Raw genomic sequence first — 23,261 nt, 5'->3', positions numbered from 1 at the left:
CCCCACCGACCGACAGCCTTCCGCCCCGACGCAACGGAAGGCGCCGGACAGCGGCAGCGGCCCGCCCCGGAACAAGCACCGCCCCACCCGGAAACCCGGGGACCGAGCACGGTGCCGCCAGGGGGCGAGCAAGGACCCATCCGGGAGCGAGCGCGGCCATGCCGACCGGAGCGGGTGGCGGTTCCGGCGGCATGCCCGACCGGGCGGGCTTATCGGAACAGGTGGCGGCTCCGGCGGGGAATGTGAGTGGTTCCGTGGGGAGCCGGGACGGTCCCAGGCGGCGCAGCCGCCCACGCCGACCCGAGCGGGAAGCGGCGAGCAGCGGCGGCGGCCCCGCCAGGGGCGAGCGCGGGCCCATCCCCGTCCGGGAACGAATGCGACTCCTCCTCGGGGCGAGCGCGGCGGGGGCCGGGGCCAGCGCGGTGATGGCGGCCGGAGCTGACGGTGGGCCCGGCGGTGCGCTGCGGCCGGTCGCGGGCAGCGGCCCGGGCGGAAACGAATGCGGCCCGCCCGGGGAACGAGCGCGAGTGCGGCCCCGCGCGCGGCGATGGTGGTCGGAGCAGGCCGTGGGCCCGGCGGTGTGCTGCGGCCGGTCGCGGGCGGCGGTTCAGGCCGGGAACGAATGCGGCCCCGCCCCCCGGAGGGGCGAGCGCGGCGATGGCGGCCGGAGCTGGCAGGGGGTCCGGCGGTGTGCTGCGGTCGGTTGTGGGCGGTGGGCCGGGCGGGAACGGATGCGGGCCGCCCGGGGAACGAGCGCGAGTCGGCGACCGGAGCGTGGCGGCCCCGGTGTTACCGGTGGTTGCGTGCATGTTTTGGGGTGGCTGTCGCGCTGGGGTGCCCCGGTGCCTCGGACGGCTCGTTGGATTTCACTCGACTGGAGTAACAGGGGGCCGCCTCTCGGACCGTCGCGGGCCATCGTCGTAGGAGCAGGGCGACACGCTCGTACGCCACGAGGGGGTGGTCCGGACGTGACCGACACCGCAGGTACGCCCCGCGGGAGCGAATCCGGTCCGGACGCGGGCGCCTCCGCCACCGCGTACGGGTTGATACGCCGGCGCCGGCGGCGCTGGACGCAGGGGGCGGTCCTGGGGCTGGCGGCGCTGGTCCTGCTGGGCGCGGGCGGCGGATGGGTCGCGTACACGAGGCTCGACGGCAACATCACGGCGGACGAGGCGGCCGCCGCCGAACTGGCCCGCTATGAGCGTGAGCGGCCCACGGCGCTGGTGCGCGGCGCGCAGAACATCCTGCTCATCGGCTCCGACACGCGTTCGGGGGACGGCAACGGGGCGTACGGGCGGGACACGGGGGCCGGGCGGTCCGACACCGCGATCCTGCTGCACCTGGGCGCCGACCGGCACCGCGCCACCGCGGTGTCCCTCCCCCGGGACCTGATGGTCGCCGTGCCGAGCTGTCTGCGGCCGGACGGCGGGCGCAGCGCGCCGGTGTTCGCGATGCTCAACAGCGCCTTCGAGACGGGCGGTTCGGCCTGTGCGGTGCGCACCGTCGAGAAGCTGACCGGCATCCGGATCGATCACTACGCCGTCGTCGACTTCAGCGGGTTCAAGGAGATGGTGGACGCCGTCGACGGGGTCGAGGTGTGTCTGCGGGAGCCCGTCGACGACAGGGCCGCCGGGCTGCGGCTGCCCGCGGGCCGGGTCACGCTCGACGGCGAGCAGGCGCTCGGCTATGTGCGGGCCCGCGAGTCGCTGGGCGACGGGAGCGACACCGCCCGCGTGGAGCGGCAGCAGCAGTTCCTGGGCGCGCTGGTCGCCAAGACACGGACCGATGACATCCTGCTGAGCCCGGTGAAGCTGTATCCGCTGCTGGAGGCGGCCACTTCGGCGCTCACCACCGACCCAGGACTGGCGAGTTTGCGCGGTTTGTACCAACTCGTGCGCGGACTGCGGAACATCCCCACCGAACATATGCAGTTCCTGACCGTTCCCCGGGAGTCGTACCTCTCCGACGCCAACCGCGACCAACTCGTCGAACCCGCGGCGGAAAAGCTGTTCGAGCAGTTGCGGTCCGATGCCCCGGTGACGATCACCCGGCGGAATCCAGCGGAATCGGCGACAAAAAGTGGCAATTCAGGTGGGCGGAACGGCCTCTCCCCGGCCCCGGCCTTCGAGGGGAACACCGCCACCGAGGACCCCTGCGGGTAAAGCGCGCGCCAAGGGAACAGACTTCCGCCCATGAATATGGGGCGGATTGCCCGGTTGTAGGGACGTGGAATTTGTCACCGCCGTCGCTTGACGCTGAACTGGGCGGATAGTGTGAGCGATCCGGTGCACCATGCCACGAGGTCCGTCCTGGGGCCGTGCACTGTTTGAACCGAGACCCGAGCGCCTGAGGGGGAAGGCGCCGCGTGGCCCCGACGGAGGATTCGGACAACCGTGGACGCGCAAGGCCGTGGGCGGGCGGACAACATCGATCCCGCAGACCAGTGGGTACTCAATCCGAACACCGGCGAATACGAACTGCGACTGACTCCTTCCGCACCGCAGTCGTCGGTGCCCGGGCCGCGCAGATCCGATTCCCGGGAATCCGACCGTGCCCCGCGGGAGAGAACGGCGACGCCGGGCCGGCAGCAGAGCAGGGCGCCGGGCCGGGAGACGGGCCGGGCGCCCGGCCGGGAGGTTCCGCCGCAGCGCAGACGGCGGGCGGAGCCCGAACCGCCGGCCGGCCGGCGCGGGCGCCGCCCGGTCAAGAAGAAGTCGAAGGCGAAGAAGGCCGTGATGTGGACCGGCGGCACCATGGCGTTCGTCCTGATCGCCACCGGCGCCGCCGCGTACGCCTACCTCAAGCACCTTGAGGGCAACGTCACCACCACGGACGTGGGCAGCGCGGGCAAGCAGGGCTTCAGCAAGAACGAGGCCTTCAACATCCTGATCATCGGCACCGACAAGCGCACCGGCAAGGGCAACGAGGGCTACGGCGACAACGGCAGCGTCGGGCACGCCGACACCAACGTCCTGCTGCATGTCTCCAAGGACCGGACGAACGCCACCGCGCTCAGCATCCCGCGCGACCTGATCGTGGACATCCCGGACTGCCCGACGAAGCAGGAGGACGGCAGCGAGAAGGTCGTCCCGGGCACGGACGGCGTCCGCTTCAACACCAGCCTGGGCCAGGACGGCCGTGACCCGGGCTGCACCATGCGCACGGTGGAGACGCTCACCGGCGTCCCCGTCGACCACTTCATGATGGCCGACTTCAACGCGGTGAAGACGCTGACGTCGGCCGTCGGCGGGGTCGACGTGTGTCTCGACCACGCGGTGAACGACTCGAAGTCGCATCTGAACCTGCCCGCGGGCGAGTCCAAGATCGAGGGCGAGCAGGCGCTGGCGTTCGTCCGCACCCGGCACGCCTGGGGCAACCAGGGCGACCTGGACCGCATCAAGGTGCAGCAGCAGTTCCTGGCGTCGCTGATGCGCAAGATGGCCTCCAGCGACACCCTGACCAGCCCGACCAAGCTGGTGTCGCTGGCCGAGGCCGCCACCAAGGCGCTGACCGTGGACACCGGCATCGGCAAGGTCAGCACGCTGAAGGACGTGGCGCTTGAGCTGAAGAAGGTGCCGACGAAGAACATCAGCTTCATGACGGTGCCGGTGCTGGACAACCCGGCGGAGACGGTCAAGGCGACCGTCGTCGTCAACAAGAGCACGGCGCCCGCGATCTTCGACGCGATCAAGAACGACGTCTCCTTCACCGAGGTGAAGAAGAAGCAGAAGGCGCAGAAGGACGCGCAGGCCGCCCGGCTCAAGGGCACCAAGTCCGACGCGTCCGAGGTCCGGGTGCGCATCCTCAACGGCGGCGCCGTGTCCGGCAGCGCGCAGGAGACCCTGCAGTGGCTGCAGACCGACGAGGGCGTGCTCAAGTCGGAGAACGCGGGCAACGCCCCGGCGGAGTTGGCCAAGACCACTCTGGAGTACGCGCCGGACCAGGCGCCGCAGGCCCGTAGGCTGGCCGCCATCATGGGGTTGTCCGGTTCCGCGATGAAACCGGGCGAGAGCGTGACCAACTCCCAGGGGCTGCCGACGATGACGCTGACCCTGGGGAAGGACTTCAAGGGTGCGGGCGTGTCCCTCACCGCTCCGACAAAGGCGCCGGAAGTGGACAAGTCCACGGCAGACAAGGTCAAGTGCGCCTCGTAGGTAACCCAGCGGGCCCGTCGCGCGTCTAACCCGACGCGGGACGGGCCCGTTGCAAGGCGCAGGGTGGGGAGGGCAGGGATTTGGCGCAGAGCGGTGTGCGGGGGGAGGCTCCCGCGGTCGACGACACGATGTCGCTCGCACCGCGGGGACCAGGCGCGTCCGACGGACGCGGCCGGCACGGCGGCGGGCGGCGCGGGGGCGGTCCGAGCGGTGACAGACGGGGCCGCGGACGGCGTGCGCTGCGCTGGTCGGCGACGGTGCTCGCGGTGCTGATACTCGGCACGGCGGGCGCCGGCTACCTCTACTACCAGCACCTCAACGGAAACATCCAGAAGGGCCAGCGCAGCAGCGGCGACTCCAAGGCGCACAGGACTCAGCCGAACGCGGCCGGACAGACGCCGATGAACATCCTGCTGCTCGGCTCCGACAGCCGTAACTCGGACGAGAACGTGAAGCTCGGCGGCAGCAGGGACAACCGGGGCAACCCGCCGCTCGCCGATGTGCAGATGCTCATCCACCTGTCCGCGGACCGCAAGAGCGCGGCCGTGGTGAGCATTCCGCGGGACACCCGGGTCGACATCCCGGCGTGCAAGGACCCCAAGACCGGCGAGACGTTCCAGGCGACCAACACGATCATCAACGCGTCGCTGGCCCGCGGCGGGGCCGGCTGCACGCTGGCCACCTGGGAGAACCTCACCGGGGTCTACATCGACCACTGGATGACGATCGACTTCGCCGGCGTGGTGAAGATGGCGGACGCCATCGGCGGGGTCGACGTGTGTGTGAACCAGAACGTGTGGGACCGCCCGCTGCCCGGTGTGCCCGGCGGCTCCGGCCTGAAGCTGACGGCCGGCACCAAGAAGGTGAAGGGCAAGCAGGCGCTGCAGTGGCTGCGCACCCGGCACGCCTGGGGCAGCGACATCCTGCGGGCGAGAGCCCAGCACATGTACATGAACTCGATGATCCGCACGCTGAAGCAGCAGAACGTCTTCACGGACACCGGCCGGCTGATGGGCCTCGCCGAGGCGGCCACCAAGTCCCTGAAGGTCTCGGAGGAGATCGGCACGGTCAGGAAGCTGTACGACCTGGGCATGCAGCTCAAGACGGTGCCGACGAACCGCATCACCATGACGACGATGCCGTGGGTCGAGGACTCGCAGGACGCCAACCACGTCGTACCGGACCCGGTCGACGCGGAGAAGATGTGGCGGATGCTCCGCGACGACGTGCCGTTCGACGACAAGGGCGCGGCGGACAAGGAGAAGAAGCCGACCGCCACGGCCGAGGCGACCAAGGCGCCATCGGTCGCCGCCGACCGGCTCGGGGTGCTGGTGCAGAACGCCACCCGGACCAGTACCGAGGCCCCGGTTTCCGGTCGGGCGCGCACGATCGGCCAGGTGCTGGTCCAGCACGGCTACAGCAGGGCGGTGGCGGACACATCGGCGCCGCTGTCCGAGGACGCGACGGTGGTGCGCTATCCGAGCGCGGACCTGGAGGGCGACGCCCAGGCGGTCGCCAAGTCGCTGGGGATCCCGATGAGTTCGGTGAAGCAGTCGACCGATGTGTCGGGGGTCACCGTCGTCGTGGGCGCCGACTGGCGCGACGGCACCGCCTATCCGAAGCAGTCCAAGCCGAAGGCCGGGGACCTGCCCGGCGGTTCCGACGCCATCAACGGCTCGGACAAGGACCAGTGCATGGACGTGTACCGGCCCTACCGGTGGTAGCGCGCCGAAGCGGGTTTCCGCCGCGGATGTGAAACGGGCCCCTCCCTGTCTCGGGAGGGGCCCGCCGGCGTTCGGGCGAAGTCCGGTCGGTTCAGCGGGAGTTCAGCACCGCCGGGCGGCGGGAGGCGATGACCCGCCGGGCCAGGGAGCGCGGGCTGGTCAAGAAGCCCCAGCCCCAGGACATGTGCATGGTGGCGAGGGCCACGGGGATGCGCAGCCGGGCCGCAGGCGGCAGGCCCTTGCCCGCGGGCACCGAGCCGGCGACGATCGCCGCCAGATAGCCGACGGGGATCACAAAGGCCCAGGGGGTGAGGACCGCGCCGACCACCAGGCCCGCCGCTATCGCGCACACCGCCGTCGGCGGGGCCAGATAGCGCACGTTGATGGAGCCCTCGTGGTAGCGGGCCACGACATGCCGCCAACGGCCGTAGTCCTTGTACTGCTTGGCCAGGGCGCGCACCGAAGGGCGGGGGCGGTAGGACACCTTCAGCTCGGGCGAGAACCAGATCTGCCCGCCGGCCTCGCGGATGCGGAAGTTCAGCTCCCAGTCCTGGGCGCGGATGAACTCCTCGTTGTAGCCGCCCTGTTGCTCCAGTGCCTCGCGGCGGAAGACACCCAGGTAGACGGTCTCCGCCGGGCCGGCCTCGCCGCCGGTGTGGAAGGCGGCGTTGCCGACGCCGATCTTCGAGGTCATCGCGGCGGCGACGGCCCGCTCCCAGTCGTTCTCGCCCTCGGCGTGCATGATGCCACCGACGTTCTGGGCGCCGGTCTCCTCCAGGAGCCGTACGGCGGTCGCGATGTAGTTCGGCGAGAGTATGCCGTGCCCGTCGACACGTACCACGATCGGATGGCGGGATGCCTTGATCGCGGCGTTGAGGGCGGCCGGCGTGCGACCGGTCGGGTTCGGGACGGTGTGCACGCGCGGGTCGTCGCGGACCAGCTCGGCGGCGATCTCGTCCGTGCGGTCCGTGGACGGACCGAGGGCGATCACGACCTCCATCTCGCCGGCGTACTCCTGCGCGAGGATCGCTTGGACGGCGCCGCGCAGATGCCGCTCCTCGTCGAGGACGGGCATGATCACAGAAACTGCGGGGAGCCGCACGTCGGGCTTGGCGTTCATAGGGGGCTCACGTTACCGCGAATGGGGGACACGGGTGCGCGCCGCCGGGGCGCTGACGCGGGCTGGAGATCGTATGGGCCTACGGTGCTCCCGGATCCCACGTACGGCCGTCGTCCGGAGGTGTCCCCTTGTCCCCCAGCCCGTCCCGGCCCGCTGCCCGGCCGCAGCGCCGACCGCAGCCGCCCCGTCGTGCGCAGCGGCCGCCCGCGCGGCCGGTGCGGCCCGTGCGCCAGAAGCGGCCCCGCTGGGCCATGCGGGCGGTGACGACGCTGTCCGTGGTGGTGCTCGCCTCGGCCGGGATCGGGCACGCGGTGGTCAGCAGCCTGGACGCGGACATCGCCCGGGTCGATCCGTTCCGGGACATGAAGAACCGGCCGAGCGGCGGGCACGGCACGAACGTCCTGCTGGTCGGCACCGACGGCCGGGACAAGATCAGTGAGGAGCAGCGGCGGCGGTTCCGGCTGGGCGGCGCGCCGTGCCACTGCACCGACACGATCATGATCGTGCACATCTCGGAGGACCGGGAGCGGGCCACCGTGGTGAGCCTGCCGCGCGACTCGTACGCCGAGGTGCCCGAGCACGTCGACGAGACCACCGGGGCACGCCACGGCCCGCATCCGCTGAAACTCAACGCGGCCTACGCGGAGGGCGGGCCGCAGCTGACCGTGCGCACGGTGGAGCACATGACCCATGTGAAGATCGACCACTATCTGGAGGTCGACTTCACCAGTTTCATGAAGACGGTCGACGTGGTCGGCGGGGTCCGGATCTGCACCACGACGCCTCTGAAGGACTCGTTCACCGGCCTCGACCTCGCGCCCGGCACCCACACGCTGATGGGCGGCGAGGCACTGCAGTACGTCCGTTCGCGGCACGTCGACGGGGCCAGCGACCTCGGCCGGATGCAGCGCCAGCAGCGGTTCCTGGCGGCGCTGATCGAGCGGGCGACCTCCTCCGGGGTGCTGCTGAACCCGATGCGGTTCCGGGACGTGACACGGGCGGTGCTGGGCTCGGTCCGGGCGGACACCGGCTTCGGCACGGACGAACTGCTCGACCTGGGCCGCGCGATGCGCACCTTCTCCCCCGCCTCCTCCGAGTTCACCACCGTGCCGATCGGGCAGATGGCGTTCCCGGTCAAGGGCATCGGGTCGACCCTGAAGTGGGACCCGGTCCGGGCGGAGCAGCTGTTCCGGTCGCTGCGCGAGGACAAGCCGCTCACCGTGGAGCGGCGGCCGACGCAGGCCCCTTCCGTGCCGGTGGACGTGGCGCCGCAGCAGATCCGGGTGCAGGTGGAGAACGGCACCGGAACGGCGGGGCTCGGCAAGCGGGTGGACGCGGCCCTCGCCGCGACCGGCTTCGCCACCACCGGGCGGCCCGTGACCTCGTCGGAGCGGGAGGTGCGGCACACGGTGGTCGTCTACGACCCGCGCTGGGACCGCTCGGCCCGGTCGGTGGCGGCGGCGCTGCCCGGCAGCGAGCTGCGGGCGGTGCCGGACCAGGGGCCGGTGCTCAGGGTGATCGCCGGCGCGGACTTCCACGAGGTGCACAAGGTGAAGGCACCGCCGCCCGCGCAGGGCCGACCGGGGGCGGTACGCGGCGACGAGGTGCTGTGCGCCGGCAAGGACAGGGCGTCCTTCTGAGCGGGCCCGGTGAAGTGCGCCGCGGTCCGACGGCGCCCCCAAAGGGGCGCGGGGCTGTGTCGACATGCGGCTCCGCCGCGTGGGGACGACCAGCCACGACGCTGCCGCACCCGAACAACGACGCACTACGGCCAGACCAGCGGAGCGCTTGGCGGTCGCCGGATGGCGGGATATGGCCGACCGGAGTAGGACGGAAGAACAGGGGCCCGTCGGGCCCCCTTCGTTCCCCGTGGAGGAGCCATGACCCAGCCCGGAACCATGCCGGCCATGACCCAGCAGATGCAGGACTGCATCCAGGCGTGCATGAGCTGCCACAGCGTGTGCGAGGAGACGATGAGCTCCTGCCTGTCGATGGGCGGCCAGGCCCAGATGCAGATCATGCGCGCGCTCATGGACTGCTCGGAGATGACCCGGATGTGCGCGGACATGATGATGCGGCGGTCGCCGATGTCCGCCGAGATGTGCCGGATGTGCGCGACGGCGTGCGAGATGTGTGCGGAGGCGTGTATGACCATGCCGGACGACGCCCAGATGCAACGCTGCGCCGAGGCATGCCGCCGCTGCGCGGAGACCTGCCGAGCCATGGCAACCGCCCGAACCTGACCCCACCCGAGGGCACCCCCCGGGGTGCCCTCACCAACACGCCCCGAAAGGGGCGCGGGGAACTGCGCGCCCAGCCACGACGGCGCCGCACCCGAACGACAACAGCAGCCCCGAAGGGGCGCGAGGAACTGCGCGCCCAGCCACAACGCAGCCGCACCCGAACGACAACCGGAGCCCCAAAGGGGCGCGGGGCTGTATCGACATGCGGCTCCGCCGCGTGGGCGCGACCAGCCACGACGCAGCCGCACCCAACAACGACGCGCCCCACGGCCAAACCAGCGGAGCTAACCCGTGACGGTGACCTTCTCGTCGTTGTTCAGTTCGTTCACCAGCGTCTTGACCTTGGCCTTGTCCCAGACCAGGTTGCCCCCGCTGGAACCGGAGATCGGCATGTTCATCGAGGTGCCGTCGCCACCGCTGACGCCCTTCATCGCCCAGAACATGGACGCCAGGTTCCACAGGCTCATGTCCTTGTCGACGGTCAGCGAGTCCAGGCCAGCGCCCAGCGTCGGGTACAGCTTGAACGGGTTCAGGACCGTCGACGGCGTGGCCACCTGGTGGGCGAGGGCCGACAGGAACTTCTGCTGGTTCTTGGTGCGTTGAAGGTCGGAGGCGGCGAAGGCGTGCCGGGTGCGCACGAAGGCCAGCGCCTGCTCGCCGTTCAGCGTCTGCTTGCCCGCCTTGAAGTCGGCGCCCGAGTACTTGTCCTTGAAGCCCTTGTCGATGGTGATGTCGACGCCGCCGACCGCGTCCACGATGTTCGCGAAGCCGGCGAAGCCTATCTCCACGTAGTGGTCGATGTGCAGACCGGTGTTGAACTCGACCGCGCGGACCAGCAGGGTCGGCCCGTCCTCCGCGTAGGCCGCGTTGAGCTTCGTGTGCCGCCCCGTGCTCTGGTAGACCTTGCCGGACGTCGACCCCTTGTAGCTCGGGATCTCCACGTCCGAGTCGCGGGGCAGCGAGATCAGCGTGTCGCCGTTGCCGCCGACGTGCAGGATCATCATCGAGTCGGTGCGCTGTCCCTCGGCGGAGCCGGTGTGCAGCTTTTTCTTCTCCTCGTCCGACATGCCCTTGCGGCTGTCGGAGCCGACGATCAGGTAGTTGGTGCCCTTGCCCGCCTCCGGCCGTTCGATGACCTTCGAGAGGTCGACGTCCCGGTTCAGCTTGGAGTCGGCCCAGAAGTAGGTCGCGACGGTGGTGACGACGAGGACGCCGACCACGGTGATCGCGGTCCACTTGATCCGGCGCCGCCAGTTCGGCGCGGGCCGCGGGCCGCGGGGGTCCGGTCCGGCCGGGCCGCCCGGACCGCCGCCGCCGGGCCTGCCGTAGACTTGCCCGGTGTTGTAGCCGCTGTCGTAGCCGTGCTGGTCGCCGTAGTCGTCGTAGCCCTGGCCGTCGGTGTACGTCGGCTGCTGCGGGACCTGGCCGTGCGGCGGCGCCGACGGGCCGGGGCCGCCGTATCCGCGCTGTCCTGGCGGGGTCGCCTGGCCGCGCCGTACCTGGCGCATCACGCGGGCGCCCTCAGGCTGCGCGCCGGCGCTGCCGCGTCCGAAGCGGCTGCCGCGGTTGTCGTCGGACCATCCCTCGGGCCAATCATTCATGCGCCCCAGTGTGCAGGGCAGGACTGTATGGCTTACAAGGGCCGTCGGAAAATAAGAGCGCCGCTGTTGCCAACCTGACACAAATTCCGCAGATGCCTGCTCGGCATATGGTGGAGGCCATGACAGACCAGGCCCGCACAGCGGAATCCGACATTCCGGGCAAGCCCACGTCGGCGTCCCGCACCACGCTCAGCCACATCATGACCCACAGCGACACCAACCTGCTGGGCACGGTGCACGGCGGAGTGATCATGAAGCTGGTCGACGACGCGGCGGGCGCGGTGGCCGGGCGGCACAGCGGGGGTCCCGCAGTGACCGCGTCCATGGACGAGATGGCGTTCCTCGAACCGGTCCGCGTCGGCGATCTGGTCCATGTCAAGGCACAGGTCAACTGGACCGGCCGGACCTCGATGGAGATCGGTGTGCGGGTCCTCGCGGAACGCTGGAACGAGTCGGCCCCTGCCACCCAGGTCGGCTCCGCCTACCTGGTGTTCGCCGCGGTGGACGCGGACGGCAGGCCACGCCGGGTCCCGCCGGTGCTCCCGGAGACCGACCGGGACCGCCGCCGCAACCGGGAGGCGCAGATCCGCCGCACCCACCGCCTCGCCCGCCGCCGGGCGATCCGGGAACTGCGCGAGAAGCGGGCGGCGGAGGGGTTCGACGACTGAACGCGCCCGCGGGCGGCGCCCACGGGGACTTGGCGACGGCCGGCCTGTTGCCCGCCGCAGGGCGCCGAAAGCCCCCGGCTATGCTCGGCCTCGCATCGCATCCGTTCCCCCTGGAGCACCCATGAGCCTGAAGATCACCGTGATCGGAACCGGCTATCTCGGCGCCACGCACGCCGCGGCCATGGCCGAACTGGGCTTCGAGGTGCTGGGGCTCGACGTCGTACCCGAGAAGATCGCGCTGCTCCAGCGGGGCGAGGTCCCGATGTACGAGCCGGGGCTCAGGGAGTTGCTGCGCAAACACGTGGCCGGCATCGAGGGCGCCACCGGGCGGCTGCGGTTCACCCTGGACTGGGCCGAGGTCGCCGCGTTCGGCGATGTGCACTTCGTCTGTGTGAACACCCCGCAGAAGCACGGCGAATACGCGGCGGACATGTCGTACGTCGACGCGGCGATCGCCTCCCTCGCGCCCCATCTGACCGCTCCCGCCCTCGTCGTCGGCAAGTCCACCGTGCCCGTCGGCTCCGCGGACCGCCTGGCCGCCTACCTGGCCGCGCACGCGCCCGCCGGCGCCGACGCCGAACTGGCCTGGAACCCGGAGTTCCTGCGGGAGGGCTTCGCCGTCGAGGACACCCTGCACCCGGACCGCATCGTGGTGGGCGTGCGCAGCGAGCGGGCGGAGAAGCTGCTGCGCGAGGTGTACGCGGCGCCGGTCGGCGAGGGCACGCCGTTCGTGGTGACCGACTTCCCGACCGCCGAGCTGGTGAAGACCTCCGCGAACTCCTTCCTGGCCACCAAGATCTCGTTCATCAACGCGATGGCGGAGGTGTGCGAGGCCGCCGGCGGCGATGTGGCCCGGCTCGCCGAGGCCATCGGCTACGACGACCGGATCGGCAAGAAGTTCCTGCGCGCCGGGATCGGCTTCGGCGGCGGCTGTCTGCCCAAGGACATCCGGGCGTTCATGGCGCGGGCCGGCGAACTGGGCGCGGACCAGGCGCTGACCTTCCTGCGCGAGATCGACTCCATCAACATGCGCCGCCGCGGCCAGATGGTCGAGATGGCCCGGGAGGCGCTGGGCGGCGGTCCCTTCCTGGGCAAGCGGGTCGCGGTGCTCGGGGCGGCCTTCAAGCCCGACTCGGACGACGTGCGGGACTCGCCCGCGCTCAACGTGGCGGGTCAGATCCATCTGCAGGGCGGTCAGGTGACGGTGTACGACCCGAAGGGCATGGACAACGCCCGCCGGGTCTTCCCGACGCTCGGCTACGCGGACTCCGCACTGGATGCCGTGCGCGGCGCGGACGTCGTCCTGCACCTGACCGAGTGGCGGGAGTTCCGCGAACTGGACCCGGCCGAGCTGGGCGCGGTGGCCGCGGCGAAGGTGATCCTCGACGGCCGCAACGCCCTGGACCCCGACCTGTGGCGCCGCTCCGGCTGGACCTACCGCGCCATGGGCCGCCCCACCGCATAACCCGTGGCCGCCCGGCGGGCGACGTCGGTTCGGCCGAGGCTCAGTCGGCCGAACCGGCGTCCTGGTGCATTCTGCCGCACCGGGCCGGCTGCTCCCCCAAGGGGCGCGAGGAACCGCGCGACCAACCACAACGACGCGACAGCCGACGACGGCGGCTGCTCCCCCAAGGGGCGCGGGAAACTGCGCGACCAGCCACGGTGGCGCCGCAGCCGACCGATGGGCGCGGCCGGGGAACGGGGCCTCGCCCTATCCCGTCTCCTTGGCCCGGTACCGCCGCATCTTCGCGCGCGCCCCGCACACCTGCATCGAGCACCAGCGGCCGCGGCCCGCGGGACTGCGGTCGTAGTACGCCCAGTGGCAGGTCACGGCCTCGCACGCCTTCAGCCGCAGCCATGTGCCGGCCACCAGCGCCTCGGCGACGGCGGCGGCGACCCGGGAGAGCAGCGGGGAGCCGTCGGCGGCGGGGGCGAGGGCCGCCGTGCCCTCCCGGTCGTCGACGGACAGGTACAGCGGCGCGTGCGCGAGCAGCCGGCCGAGCGGGGTCACCTCGCGGTGCGGCGGGTGGCCCGCGTGGGCGAGCAGGGTGGCGCGCAGCGACTCGCGCAGTTCGCGCGCCGCCGGCAGTTCCTCGGCGCCGATGGCGAAGCGCGCCCGACCGTCCGCCGTGTCGAGCGCGTCGGCGCCCGACTCGATGTCCAGGGTGTTGACCAGGCTCTCGATCAGCGCCAGTCCACCGGGTGCGGGCGATCGCTCACTCATGCTTGCGACGTTACCCCCCATGCGGGAGCATACAGTAACGGTTACCCGTATCCCCGATCTGGGGGTAACCAGCGATCGAGGAGGAAAGTCATGGCCTACGCCAAGCTGGGCGCCGTCGTTCTGGACTGTCCCGATCCGCGCGCGCTCGCCGGGTTCTACGCCGAGGTGATGGGCGGCACCGTCGAAACGCACCCCGAGGAGCCCGACTGGGTGGACCTGAAGGTGCCCGGCGGGCAGACGCTGGCCTTCCAGGCGGCGCCCGGGCATGTGCCGCCGAAGTGGCCGGAGCCCGGCCAGTCCCAGCAGTTCCACCTGGACCTCACGGTGGAGGACCTGGACGCGGCAGAGGAGAGCGTGCTCGCCCTGGGCGCGATCCCGCTCGACACGGAGGACCGCTCGCGCACCTGGCGGGTGTACGCGGACCCGGCGGGCCACCCGTTCTGCCTGTGCGCCTGCTGACCAGGACGAGAGGTACGGGGCCAGTGTCCTCGTGCCGCCTCGTCGGGCGGGGCGGGCGGCTGGCTGTGACGGCCGCCCGCCCGGGCGGTCAGCCGTCCAGTGACTCGATCGTGGCGTTGGACGGGCCGCGCGTCGCCTGGAGCGAGCGGGCCACGTCCTCCGCCGCGCCCAGCACGCGTACCGCGTTCTGCCAGGTCAGCTTGGCCAGGTCGGATGTGGACCAGCCGCGGTCGAGCAGTTCGGCGATCAGGTTCGGATAACCGGACACGTCGTTCAGGCCGTCCGGTGTGAAGGGCGTGCCGTCGTAGTCGCCGCCGATGCCGAGATGGTCGACGCCCGCGACCTCGCGCATGTGGTCCAGGTGGTCGGCGACGGTGGCCACCGTGGCGACGGGCCGCGGGTGCGCCTCCTCGAAGGCCCGGTGGACCTTCATCGCCTCCTCGGTCGTGTCGAGGTGGTGGAAGCCGTGCGCGCGCATGTTGTCGTCGGCCGCGGCCGTCCAGTCCACGGCGGCCTGGAGCACGAACTTCGGCACGAACGTCACCATCGCCATACCGCCGTTCGCGGGCAGCCGTTCGAGGACGTCGTCGGGGATGTTGCGCGGGTGGTCGCACACGGCGCGGGACGAGGAGTGCGAGAAGATCACCGGCGCGGACGTGGCGTCCAGCGCGTCCCGCATCGTCGTCGCCGCCACATGGGACAGATCGACGAGCATGCCCAGCCGGTTCATCTCCCGTACGACCTCCCGGCCGAAGGCCGACAGGCCGCCGACGCCCGGCTCGTCGGTCGCCGAGTCCGCCCACGGCACGTTGTCGTTGTGGGTGAGCGTCAGGTAGCGCACGCCCAGGCCGTACAGGCCGCGCAGGGTGCCCAGCGAGCAGCCGATGGAGTGGCCGCCCTCCGCGCCCATGAGCGAGGCGATACGGCCGTCCGCGCGCGCCGCCTCCATGTCGGCCGCGGTCAGCGCAGGCGCCAGGTCCTTCGGGTAGCGGGCCAGCAACTGCCGTACGCAGTCGATCTGTTCGAGGGTGGCCGGGACCGCGTCGGGCAGGTCCGAGCGGACGTACACCGACCAGTACTGCGCGCCCACGCCGCCCTCGCGCAGCCGCGGCAGGTCGGTGTGCAGATGCGCGTTCTGGTGGTCGGCGATGTCACGGGCGGCGAGGTCGTAACGGACCTGCTCGCGCAGCGCCCACGGCAGGTCGTTGTGGCCGTCGACCACGGGGTGTTCGCGCAGCAGCGCCCTGGCTTGGTCCAGTGAGGTCATACCTGTCACTTCCCGAAACCGAAGCCGTTCGACCCTTCGGCCTTGGCGCGCAGCCGTTTGCCCTTCTCGGTCGCCTGGTCGTTCAGCTCCTGCTGGAAGTCCCGCATGCGGGCGAGGAGTTCACCGTCGTGCGCGGCGAGGATGCGGGCCGCGAGGAGACCGGCGTTGCGGGCGCCGCCGACGGAGACGGTGGCCACGGGGACACCGGCCGGCATCTGCACGATCGACAGCAGGCTGTCCATGCCGTCGAGGTGCTTCAGCGGGACCGGGACGCCGACGACCGGCAGCGGCGTGACCGAGGCGAGCATGCCGGGCAGATGGGCGGCGCCGCCCGCGCCCGCGATGATCACCTTCAGCCCGCGCTCCGCCGCCCGCTCGCCGTACGCGATCATCTCGCGCGGCATACGGTGCGCGGAGACGACGTCGACCTCGTAGTCGATCTCGAACTCGGCGAGGGCCTTGGCGGCGGCCTCCATGACGGGCCAGTCGGAGTCCGACCCCATGACGATGCCAACAACGGGGCTCATTCGGTGATGGTGCCTCTCAGGTAGCCGGCTGCGTGACGGGCGCGCTCCAGCACGTCGTCCAGGTCGTCGCCGTAGGTGTTGACGTGCCCCACCTTGCGGCCGGGCTTCACGTCCTTGCCATACATGTGGATCTTGAGCTGGGGGTCACGGGCCATGCAGTGCAGATACGCCGAGTACATGTCGGGGTAGTCGCCGCCGAGCACGTTGACCATGACGGTCCACGTCGCGCGGGGGCGCGGGTCGCCGAGCGGGAGGTCGAGGACCGCGCGGACATGGTTGGCGAACTGCGACGTGATCGCGCCGTCCTGGCTCCAGTGGCCGGAATTGTGCGGGCGCATCGCCAGTTCGTTGACGAGGATGCGGCCGTCGCGGGTCTGGAACAGCTCGACGGCGAGGTGGCCGACGACGCCGAGTTCCTTGGCGATGCGCAGCGCCAGCTCCTCGGCCCGCAGCGCGAGCGCCTCGTCCAGGCCGGGGGCCGGGGCGATCACCGTGTCGCAGACCCCGCCGACCTGCCGGGACTCCACCACCGGGTAGGCGACGGCCTGGCCGTGCGGGGAGCGTACGACGTTCGCGGCCAGCTCGCGGACGTAGTCGACCTTCTCCTCGGCGAGCACGGGGACGCCGGCGCGGAACGGGTCGGCGGCCTCCTCGGCGGACCCGACGACCCACACGCCCTTGCCGTCGTAGCCGCCGCGCACGGTCTTCAGGACGACCGGGAACCCGTCGCCCTCGGCCGCGAAGCGGACCACGTCCTGCGGGTCGGCCACGATCCGGTGCCGTGGGCTCGGCACGCCGATGGCGTCGAGCCTCGCCCGCATCACCCCCTTGTCCTGGGCGTGCACCAGCGCGTCGGGGCCCGGGCGGACGGGGACGCCGTCCGCCTCCAGGGCGCGCAGGTGCTCGGTGGGCACATGCTCATGATCGAAGGTGATCACGTCGCAGCCCCGCGCGAACGCGCGCAGCGTGTCCAGGTCGCGGTAGTCGCCGATGACGACATCGCCGACGACCTGTGCCGCGGAGTCCTGAGGGGTGTCACTGAGGAGCTTGAATCTGATGCCCAGCGGGATGCCAGCCTCGTGTGTCATACGAGCGAGCTGGCCGCCGCCGATCATGCCGACTACCGGGAACGTCACGCCCCCAGGGTATCGGCCGCGCCACGACGACCGGATTCCGCTCCTCCCGGCCGTCCTCTTATCCGTATTTCACCCGATCTCTTTTCCTCTCTCTTGCCGACCCGTGGCCGGATGCGGAGGCGGGAGCGGTGGCCGCTGGTTAGCATGGCTGGGTCGGCGCACCCTACGGACAGGAGCCTGCACAACCATGGAACCGGGTTCCTCGGGGCTGCGAAGGCTTGTGCACGAGGTCGCCAAGTTCGGCGCCGTGGGCGGCGCGGGACTCCTCGTCAATCTGGGCGTGTTCAACCTCGTACGGCATGTCACGGAGCTGCCGGTCGTCCGGGCCAGCGTCATCGCCACCGTCGTCGCGATCGTCTTCAACTACATCGGCTTCCGCTACTTCACGTACCGGGACCGCGACAAGAGCGGCCGCACCCGGGAACTTACCCTGTTCCTGCTGTTCAGCGTGGTCGGCCTGGTGATCGAGAACGGCGTCCTGTACACGGCGACGTACGGGTTCGGCTGGGACAGCCCGCTGCAGAGCAACGTCTTCAAGTTCTTCGGCATCGCCGTCGCGACCCTGTTCCGCTTCTGGTCCTACCGCAGCTGGGTGTTCCGGGCCATGCCCGCCCGCGAGACGGTGGTCGGCGCTCAGTCGTACCTGACCACGGAGACCGGTAAGGACCGCCAGCGCCAGCGGATCTCCTAGACGGCGCCCCGGCAGGGGCGCGGGGAACCGCGCGACCGGCCACCCCACCGCCACGGCCGGCAGACAACGTGAACCGGCCGAAGAAGCGGAGCGTCAACGGACCGTCGGCTGCTCCCCGTCCGGCTTCTTCAGCGGCGGCGTGCGGGACAGGAACAGGCCGAACACCGGCGGCTGGGCCTGCAGCAGTTCCAGCCGTCCGCCGTCCGCCTCCGCGAGATCGCGGGCCACGGCCAGGCCGATCCCGGTCGAGTTCCGTCCGCTGATCGCCCGCTCGAAGATCCGGGCGCCGAGGTCGGCCGGCACCCCGGGCCCCTCGTCGGTGACCTCGACCACGGCCTGGTTGCCGGTGACGCGGGTGCGCAGCGCGACCGTGCCTCCCCCGTGCATCAGCGAGTTCTCGATCAGCGCGGCCAGCACCTGGGCCACCGCGCCCGGCGTGCCCACCGCCCGCAGATGCCGCTTGCCCGAGCTGACGATGGCCCGGCCCGCGCTGCGGTAGGCGGGACGCCACTCGGCGAGCTGCTGCTGGATGACCTCGTCCAGGTCGAAGCTGACCGCGGAGCCGGTACGCGGGTCACGGGCGTTCGTCAGCAGCCGCTCCACCACGTCGGTGAGCCGTTCCACCTGGGCGAGCGCCACGTTCGCCTCGTCCTTCACCGTGTCCGGGTCGTCGGTGAGGGTGATCTCCTCCAGCCGCATCGACAGCGCGGTCAGCGGGGTGCGCAGCTGGTGGGAGGCGTCGGCGGCCAGCCGCCGCTCGGCGGTGAGCATCCGGGCGATGCGCTCCGCGGAGGAGTCCAGCACATCGGCGACCCGGTCGAGCTCGGGCACCCCGTACCGCTTGTGCCGGGGGCGCGGGTCGCCGGAGCCGAGCCGTTCCGCGGTCTCCGCGAGGTCGGTCAGCGGGGAGGCGAGACGGTTGGCCTGGCGCACCGCGAGCAGCACCGCGGCGATCACCGCGAGCAGCGCCACCGCCCCGATGATCAGCAGCGTCCGGCCCACCTCGCGCGTGACCGAGGAACGCGGCTCCTGGACGGTGACCCGCTCGCCCTCCTCGCCGTCGGCGCTGGACCGGATGACCTCGCCCTCAGGCTTGGTGCCGACCGTGATCGGCGGCCGGTCGGGCATCCGGATGATCGCGTACTGGTCCGCGCCGACCTGGTTGCGCAGTATGTCCGCGGTGACATCCTCCGCGCCGAGGATGCGGCTGTCCACGATGCTGGCCAGCCGCAGCGCCTCGGAGTCCACCCGCTCCTGGGCGCTGTTGCTGATCGTCCGGGTCTCGACGATGACGAGGGACACACCGAAGACGGCGATCACCACGAGGACCACGGCGAGCGTGGACTGGATCAGTCGGCGGCGCATGTCCTCCTACCCGGTGGCTCCCCGAAGGGGCTCAGCTCTTCTCGAAGCGGAAGCCGACCCCGCGCACGGTCGCGATGTACCGGGGGTTCGCCGCGTCGTCGCCGAGCTTCTTGCGCAGCCAGGAGATGTGCATGTCGAGCGTCTTGGTCGACGACCACCAGGTCGTGTCCCAGACCTCACGCATCAACTGGTCACGGGTGACGACCCGGCCGGCGTCCCGTACCAGGACCCGCAGCAGGTCGAACTCCTTCGCGGTGAGCTGCAGTTCCTCGTCCCCCATCCACGCGCGGTGCGACTCGACGTCGATCCGCACGCCGTGCGTCGCCGGCGGCTGCTGCGGCTCCGCCGCGCCGCGGCGCAGCAGGGCCCGGACGCGGGCGAGGAGTTCGGCGAGACGGAAGGGCTTGGTGACATAGTCGTCGGCGCCGGCGTCCAGGCCGACGACGGTGTCCACCTCGTCGGCGCGCGCGGTCAGGATGAGGATGGGCACGGTCTGGCCCTCGGCACGCAGCCGGCGGGCGACCTCCAGGCCGTCCATGCCGGGCAGGCCCAGGTCCAGCACGACCAGGTCGACGCCGCCCTGGATTCCGGCGTCGAGCGCGGTGGGACCGTCCTCGCGCACCTCGACCTCGTAACCTTCCCGGCGCAGGGCGCGGGCCAGCGGCTCCGAGATGGACGCGTCGTCCTCGGCGAGCAGTACACGGGTCATGGAGTGATGGTAGTCCGCCCACGCGATGTGCTGGGGTGTGATCGGGTCCAGGGATTCTTACCTTGGGTCACAGCGGTACGAACCCGTGTACGGAAGGTGCGACGGTGGAGGGGCCTTCGGAACCGGGCGCCCGGTTCCGCCGACACCTGTGATCCATGTCTCAAGTCCTTCCATATCCGGCACTGTCCTGCCGTATGGTGATGTGAGAACGCCTGTGTGCACAGGGGACCTTTGGCGCGTACGAGGCGCCGGAGGTCTCTTTTGTGTGCCGGTCGGCCTGCGCCGGCCTCGAAGGAATGACCTCTGGCCGGGCCCCCGGACGCGTCGTCGCGCAAACGGGGCGTGGATCCCGGTGGTCGCCGTCCGCCGCCCCGCGATCCGGGACGGGACACCCCGTGGGCGTGGGGTGGACGGCCCACCCGCCGGTGCCGGCCGCCCCCCACCGGGCGCGCAACCCAGTTCCACGCGCGTCCCGACCAGCAAGGAACGACCATGGCGTCCAGCCTGACGAAGGACTCCGTCCACCCGGGCACCCCCGGCACCGGGAAGACCTTCTTCGGCCACCCCCGCGGACTGGCCACCCTCTTCATGACCGAGATGTGGGAGCGATTCTCCTACTACGGCATGCGGGCCCTGCTCCCGCTCTATCTGGTGGCCCCGGCCGGGCTGCACCTCGACGCGGCCACGGCGACCGCGATCTACTCGGTGTACCTGTCCCTCGTGTATCTGCTCACCCTGCCCGGCGGCTGGTTCGCGGACCGCGTCCTCGGCCCCCGCAGGACGGTCGCCGTCGCCGGCGCGGTCATCATGCTCGGCCACCTCACCCTGGCGCTGCCGAGCGCCGGCACCTTCTACGCCGGGCTCGGACTGGTCGCGATCGGTTCCGGCCTGCTGAAGGCCAACATCTCGACGATGGTCGGCCACCTCTACGACGGCCCGCAGGACCCGCGCCGCGACGGCGGCTTCACGCTCTTCTACATCGGCATCAACGTGGGGGCCTTCGCCGCGCCGCTGGTCATCGGCACCGTCGGGCAGAAGGTCAACTGGCACCTGGGCTTCGCGCTCGCCGCGCTCGGCATGGCGCTGGGCCTGGCCCAGTTCCTGCTCGGCACCCGGCATCTGAGCCCGCGCTCGAACGTGGTGCCGACGCCGCTGTCTCCGCGGGAGAAGGCCGGCACGCTGCGCAAGGCGGCCCTGTGCGCGGCCGTCGCCGCCGTCTTCTACGCCGTCGTCGGCTTCTCCGGCGTCTACACCCTGAACTGGGTGATGGTCCCGATCATCGTCGCCGGCCTGGTCATCCCGGTCATGGTGCTGGCGCGCATCAAGCGCGACAGGGAACTGGACCGCACCGAGCAGTCCCGGATGTCGGCGTACATCTGGTTCTTCGTCGCCGCGGCCGTCTTCTGGATGATCTACGACCAGGGCGGTTCGACGCTGTCGATCTTCGCCGACGGGCGGGCCGAGAACAGCGTCTTCGGCTGGCACTTCCCCGTCTCCTGGTACCAGTCGGTCAACCCGGTGATGATCATGGCGTTCGCGCCGGTCTTCGCCGCGCTGTGGCTGGCGCTGGCCCGGCGCGGCAAGGAGCCGAGCACGGCGACGAAGTTCGCCCTGGGCCTGATCCTGGTCGGCGCGTCCTTCTTCCTCTTCCTGGCCCCGCTGTCGATCGCCGGGGACGGTCACAAGGCCGCCGCGCTGTGGCTGGTCGCGATCTACTTCGTGCAGACCGTCGGTGAGCTGCTGCTCTCCCCGGTGGGTCTGTCGGTCACCACGAAGATGGCGCCCGCGAAGTACGCCTCCCAGATGATGGGCGTCTGGTTCCTTGCCGTCACCGCCGGCGACGCCACGACCGGTCTGCTCGGCGTGGCGGGCGTCAACCTGGACAAGATGGGCATCGTGGCCCTGGAGGCGACCCTCGCGGTCATCGCCGGCACGGCGGTGTGGATGTACCGCAACAAGGTGAAACACCTGATGGGCACGGTCAACTAACCGCTGCGACGCCCCTCGAAGTAGTCGTGCGGTGGGGACCCGGTCCTTGTGGGACCGGGTCCCCGGTGGTACCGGGCTCGGGGCTAGCGGGTTCTGCGGTGGGGCATGAAGGTGAAGATCGCCGTGCCCAGCAGGATCGCCGTGCCCGCCACCAGGCCGAGGGCCTTGACGGCGCCGTGGTCGTCGGAGCCCGTCGCGGCCAGGCCGCCGCCGGTGGCGCTGCCGCTGGTCGACGAGCCGCCCGAGGACGAGGAACCGCCCGCGGCCCCGCCCGGCTGGGCCGCCGTGTCGAGGGTGAGCGAGACCTCCGACTTGGTCGGCGTACAGGTCGTCGTGGTACCCAGGGCCTTGACCGTCAGGACGCCCGGCGAGAGCGTGGACGTACCGCTCGCACCCGGCTTGTACGTGCCGGTCAGGTCGGGGATCTCGATCGGGGCGCCGGACTTGATGGCGACGGAGTTCATCGGTCCCTCCACCTGCACGGTGCCCTTGTCGGCGCCGCCCAGGACCACCTCCATCGACGGCTTGACGGAGTCCTTCGGGATGTCGGCGGGGCTGTCCATCACCGACTTCTTGAACTGCACGGTGAGGTCATAACTCCCGCCGTTCTTCCTGGCGTTGATCTGCACCGGCGAGGTCGCGCTCTTGTCACCGATCGGTGTCTTGCAGGCGTAGGGGACCTGGACCTCCTTGCCGGTGAAGTCGGTCTGGCCGCCGGTGCCGTCGCTCTGGCTCGCCGAGGCGGACGGAGTGGGCGTGTGCGTGGGGGTGGCCGACGGCGTGGCCGAATCGGACGGCGTCGGCGACGGGCTCGGCGAACTCCCGTCGCCCGCCGTCACCTCGATGGTCGCCGCCTTCTGCACGGTCTCCGTCGGCGTGCACTTGGTGTCCGTCGACATCGCGTTGACGGTGTACGCATCGGGCGTCAGCGTCACCGCACCGGGCGCCGTCAGCTTCAGCGTGCCCTTCATGTCGGACAGCACCATGGCGCCGCCCTTGGGGATCGCCGGGTTCTCCCGCGGCCCCTGCATCGCGATGTCCGCGGTCTGCGCGCCCGCCGCCTTCAAAGTGCCGGACGGCTGCACCGAGTTCGCGGGCAGATCGATGATGTCGGGGTTCTTCGAGGCGGCCTGGACGAACTTCCACCCGATGTCGACCGTGTCGCCGACCTTCGCGGTGGCCGGCGCGGTGATCTCGACCTTCGTCGTGCCGTCCACCGGGTCGATGCCCGCGGGCGGTACGCAGTGGGTGGCGAACGACACCTCGGCGGCCTGCGCGGGCGTCGCGGCCACCCCCAGCAGGACACCCGCCCCGCCGAATATCAGCGCGGCCGCCGCCGCGCCCGCGCCGCGTCCGCCGACCGGTGTGACTCTCCTTCGCATGC

General features: G+C 71.2%; 19 protein-coding genes. 10 read left to right on the top strand and 9 right to left on the bottom strand.

All coding sequences use genetic code 11. From position 1 onward, the window contains the following. Positions 1 to 968 precede the first annotated feature (968 nt). The 3 genes from ACIRFL_RS32990 (at position 969) to ACIRFL_RS32980 (ending at position 5,878) form a co-directional block, all read left to right on the top strand. On the top strand, positions 969 to 2,162 hold the full coding sequence (locus ACIRFL_RS32990) for an LCP family protein (RefSeq protein WP_404035778.1): 1,194 nt from the start codon (positions 969 to 971) through the stop codon (positions 2,160 to 2,162). Positions 2,163 to 2,393: 231 nt separating this feature from the next. Beyond that, the gene (locus ACIRFL_RS32985; protein WP_404035775.1) at positions 2,394 to 4,154 is read left to right on the top strand and encodes an LCP family protein; all 1,761 of its coding nucleotides are present in this window, start codon (positions 2,394 to 2,396) and stop codon (positions 4,152 to 4,154) included. 128 nt (positions 4,155 to 4,282) lie between these two features. Then, positions 4,283 to 5,878: an LCP family protein gene (locus ACIRFL_RS32980; RefSeq protein ID WP_404035847.1), complete on the top strand. Its 1,596-nt coding sequence runs from the start codon at positions 4,283 to 4,285 to the stop codon at positions 5,876 to 5,878. A 91-nt stretch (positions 5,879 to 5,969) separates the two neighbouring features. On the opposite strand, the gene ACIRFL_RS32975 is transcribed toward ACIRFL_RS32980, so the two are convergent. Continuing rightward, positions 5,970 to 6,998, bottom strand: a complete 1,029-nt coding sequence (locus ACIRFL_RS32975) for a glycosyltransferase family 2 protein (protein WP_404035772.1) — start codon at positions 6,996 to 6,998, stop codon at positions 5,970 to 5,972. 251 nt (positions 6,999 to 7,249) lie between these two features. On the opposite strand from ACIRFL_RS32975, the gene ACIRFL_RS32970 reads away from it, so the two are divergent. Further along, entirely contained in the window at positions 7,250 to 8,638 is a 1,389-nt protein-coding gene (locus ACIRFL_RS32970) for an LCP family protein (protein ID WP_404035844.1), read from the top strand. A gap of 240 nt (positions 8,639 to 8,878) precedes the next feature. Next, complete coding sequence (locus tag ACIRFL_RS32965; protein WP_404035770.1) at positions 8,879 to 9,241, top strand: four-helix bundle copper-binding protein; 363 nt, start codon at positions 8,879 to 8,881, stop codon at positions 9,239 to 9,241. 284 nt (positions 9,242 to 9,525) lie between these two features. On the opposite strand, the gene ACIRFL_RS32960 is transcribed toward ACIRFL_RS32965, so the two are convergent. Further along, on the bottom strand, positions 9,526 to 10,842 hold the full coding sequence (locus tag ACIRFL_RS32960; RefSeq protein ID WP_404035767.1) for an LCP family protein: 1,317 nt from the start codon (positions 10,840 to 10,842) through the stop codon (positions 9,526 to 9,528). 119 nt (positions 10,843 to 10,961) lie between these two features. Here ACIRFL_RS32960 and ACIRFL_RS32955 point away from each other — a divergent pair, with 119 nt between their 5' ends. Together ACIRFL_RS32955 and ACIRFL_RS32950 are read left to right on the top strand one after the other, a co-directional pair. Further along, positions 10,962 to 11,510, top strand: a complete 549-nt coding sequence (locus ACIRFL_RS32955) for an acyl-CoA thioesterase (protein ID WP_404035765.1) — start codon at positions 10,962 to 10,964, stop codon at positions 11,508 to 11,510. 121 nt (positions 11,511 to 11,631) lie between these two features. Continuing rightward, complete coding sequence (locus ACIRFL_RS32950; protein ID WP_404035762.1) at positions 11,632 to 12,975, top strand: UDP-glucose dehydrogenase family protein; 1,344 nt, start codon at positions 11,632 to 11,634, stop codon at positions 12,973 to 12,975. A 246-nt stretch (positions 12,976 to 13,221) separates the two neighbouring features. Here ACIRFL_RS32950 and ACIRFL_RS32945 read toward each other — a convergent pair whose 3' ends face one another. After that, positions 13,222 to 13,734, bottom strand: a complete 513-nt coding sequence (locus ACIRFL_RS32945; RefSeq protein WP_404035759.1) for a CGNR zinc finger domain-containing protein — start codon at positions 13,732 to 13,734, stop codon at positions 13,222 to 13,224. Between the two features lie 90 nt (positions 13,735 to 13,824). Here ACIRFL_RS32945 and ACIRFL_RS32940 point away from each other — a divergent pair, with 90 nt between their 5' ends. Next, a complete protein-coding gene (locus ACIRFL_RS32940; RefSeq protein WP_404035756.1) occupies positions 13,825 to 14,193 on the top strand; it encodes a VOC family protein in 369 nt (122 codons plus the stop codon). Between the two features lie 88 nt (positions 14,194 to 14,281). On the opposite strand, the gene ACIRFL_RS32935 is transcribed toward ACIRFL_RS32940, so the two are convergent. The 3 genes from ACIRFL_RS32935 to ACIRFL_RS32925 are packed head-to-tail and all read right to left on the bottom strand — an operon-like array spanning position 14,282 to position 17,123. After that, positions 14,282 to 15,460 (bottom strand): dipeptidase, encoded by a 1,179-nt coding sequence (locus tag ACIRFL_RS32935; protein ID WP_404035753.1) that lies wholly within the window; start codon positions 15,458 to 15,460, stop codon positions 14,282 to 14,284. 5 nt (positions 15,461 to 15,465) lie between these two features. Beyond that, a complete protein-coding gene (gene purE, locus ACIRFL_RS32930) occupies positions 15,466 to 15,987 on the bottom strand; it encodes a 5-(carboxyamino)imidazole ribonucleotide mutase (RefSeq protein ID WP_404035750.1) in 522 nt (173 codons plus the stop codon). Then, positions 15,984 to 17,123 (bottom strand): 5-(carboxyamino)imidazole ribonucleotide synthase, encoded by a 1,140-nt coding sequence (locus tag ACIRFL_RS32925; protein ID WP_404035747.1) that lies wholly within the window; start codon positions 17,121 to 17,123, stop codon positions 15,984 to 15,986. The genes purE and ACIRFL_RS32925 overlap by 4 nt, the downstream gene beginning before the upstream one ends. A 187-nt stretch (positions 17,124 to 17,310) precedes the next feature. Here ACIRFL_RS32925 and ACIRFL_RS32920 point away from each other — a divergent pair, with 187 nt between their 5' ends. Further along, positions 17,311 to 17,814 carry a GtrA family protein gene (locus ACIRFL_RS32920; RefSeq protein WP_404035744.1) on the top strand — a complete coding sequence of 168 codons (504 nt, stop codon included), beginning with the start codon at positions 17,311 to 17,313 and terminating at the stop codon, positions 17,812 to 17,814. A 93-nt stretch (positions 17,815 to 17,907) separates the two neighbouring features. Here the strand turns inward: ACIRFL_RS32920 and ACIRFL_RS32915 are convergent, their stop codons facing one another. Continuing rightward, positions 17,908 to 19,179 carry an ATP-binding protein gene (locus ACIRFL_RS32915; protein ID WP_404035741.1) on the bottom strand — a complete coding sequence of 424 codons (1,272 nt, stop codon included), beginning with the start codon at positions 19,177 to 19,179 and terminating at the stop codon, positions 17,908 to 17,910. A 31-nt stretch (positions 19,180 to 19,210) separates the two neighbouring features. Further along, a complete protein-coding gene (locus ACIRFL_RS32910) occupies positions 19,211 to 19,888 on the bottom strand; it encodes a response regulator transcription factor (RefSeq protein ID WP_404035739.1) in 678 nt (225 codons plus the stop codon). Between the two features lie 492 nt (positions 19,889 to 20,380). On the opposite strand from ACIRFL_RS32910, the gene ACIRFL_RS32905 reads away from it, so the two are divergent. Next, positions 20,381 to 21,877, top strand: coding sequence for an oligopeptide:H+ symporter (locus ACIRFL_RS32905; RefSeq protein WP_404035736.1), 1,497 nt, complete (start codon positions 20,381 to 20,383; stop codon positions 21,875 to 21,877). 83 nt (positions 21,878 to 21,960) lie between these two features. Here ACIRFL_RS32905 and ACIRFL_RS32900 read toward each other — a convergent pair whose 3' ends face one another. Continuing rightward, on the bottom strand, positions 21,961 to 23,259 hold the full coding sequence (locus ACIRFL_RS32900; RefSeq protein WP_404035733.1) for a hypothetical protein: 1,299 nt from the start codon (positions 23,257 to 23,259) through the stop codon (positions 21,961 to 21,963). Positions 23,260 to 23,261: the final 2 nt, after the last annotated feature.

The organism is Streptomyces sp. NPDC102462, from assembly GCF_044765425.1.
In the GTDB taxonomy this organism is placed as follows: domain Bacteria; phylum Actinomycetota; class Actinomycetes; order Streptomycetales; family Streptomycetaceae; genus Streptomyces.
The sequence above is the reverse complement of the archived record's forward strand: the minus strand, read 5'-3'. Positions and strand labels throughout refer to the sequence as shown.

What these genes read in the sequence shown, in the direction of transcription:
- ACIRFL_RS32980 (WP_404035847.1), top strand. Translation starts at nt 4,283, where the DNA reads ATGTCGCTCGCACCGCGGGGACCAGGCGCGTCCGACGGACGCGGCCGG.
- purE (WP_404035750.1), bottom strand. Translation starts at nt 15,987, where the DNA reads ATGAGCCCCGTTGTTGGCATCGTCATGGGGTCGGACTCCGACTGGCCC.
- ACIRFL_RS32940 (WP_404035756.1), top strand. Translation starts at nt 13,825, where the DNA reads ATGGCCTACGCCAAGCTGGGCGCCGTCGTTCTGGACTGTCCCGATCCG.
- ACIRFL_RS32935 (WP_404035753.1), bottom strand. Translation starts at nt 15,460, where the DNA reads ATGACCTCACTGGACCAAGCCAGGGCGCTGCTGCGCGAACACCCCGTG.
- ACIRFL_RS32970 (WP_404035844.1), top strand. Translation starts at nt 7,250, where the DNA reads ATGCGGGCGGTGACGACGCTGTCCGTGGTGGTGCTCGCCTCGGCCGGG.
- ACIRFL_RS32920 (WP_404035744.1), top strand. Translation starts at nt 17,311, where the DNA reads ATGGAACCGGGTTCCTCGGGGCTGCGAAGGCTTGTGCACGAGGTCGCC.
- ACIRFL_RS32960 (WP_404035767.1), bottom strand. Translation starts at nt 10,842, where the DNA reads ATGAATGATTGGCCCGAGGGATGGTCCGACGACAACCGCGGCAGCCGC.
- ACIRFL_RS32905 (WP_404035736.1), top strand. Translation starts at nt 20,381, where the DNA reads ATGGCGTCCAGCCTGACGAAGGACTCCGTCCACCCGGGCACCCCCGGC.
- ACIRFL_RS32975 (WP_404035772.1), bottom strand. Translation starts at nt 6,998, where the DNA reads ATGAACGCCAAGCCCGACGTGCGGCTCCCCGCAGTTTCTGTGATCATG.
- ACIRFL_RS32910 (WP_404035739.1), bottom strand. Translation starts at nt 19,888, where the DNA reads ATGACCCGTGTACTGCTCGCCGAGGACGACGCGTCCATCTCGGAGCCG.
- ACIRFL_RS32950 (WP_404035762.1), top strand. Translation starts at nt 11,632, where the DNA reads ATGAGCCTGAAGATCACCGTGATCGGAACCGGCTATCTCGGCGCCACG.
- ACIRFL_RS32945 (WP_404035759.1), bottom strand. Translation starts at nt 13,734, where the DNA reads ATGAGTGAGCGATCGCCCGCACCCGGTGGACTGGCGCTGATCGAGAGC.
- ACIRFL_RS32900 (WP_404035733.1), bottom strand. Translation starts at nt 23,259, where the DNA reads ATGCGAAGGAGAGTCACACCGGTCGGCGGACGCGGCGCGGGCGCGGCG.
- ACIRFL_RS32965 (WP_404035770.1), top strand. Translation starts at nt 8,879, where the DNA reads ATGACCCAGCCCGGAACCATGCCGGCCATGACCCAGCAGATGCAGGAC.
- ACIRFL_RS32915 (WP_404035741.1), bottom strand. Translation starts at nt 19,179, where the DNA reads ATGCGCCGCCGACTGATCCAGTCCACGCTCGCCGTGGTCCTCGTGGTG.
- ACIRFL_RS32955 (WP_404035765.1), top strand. Translation starts at nt 10,962, where the DNA reads ATGACAGACCAGGCCCGCACAGCGGAATCCGACATTCCGGGCAAGCCC.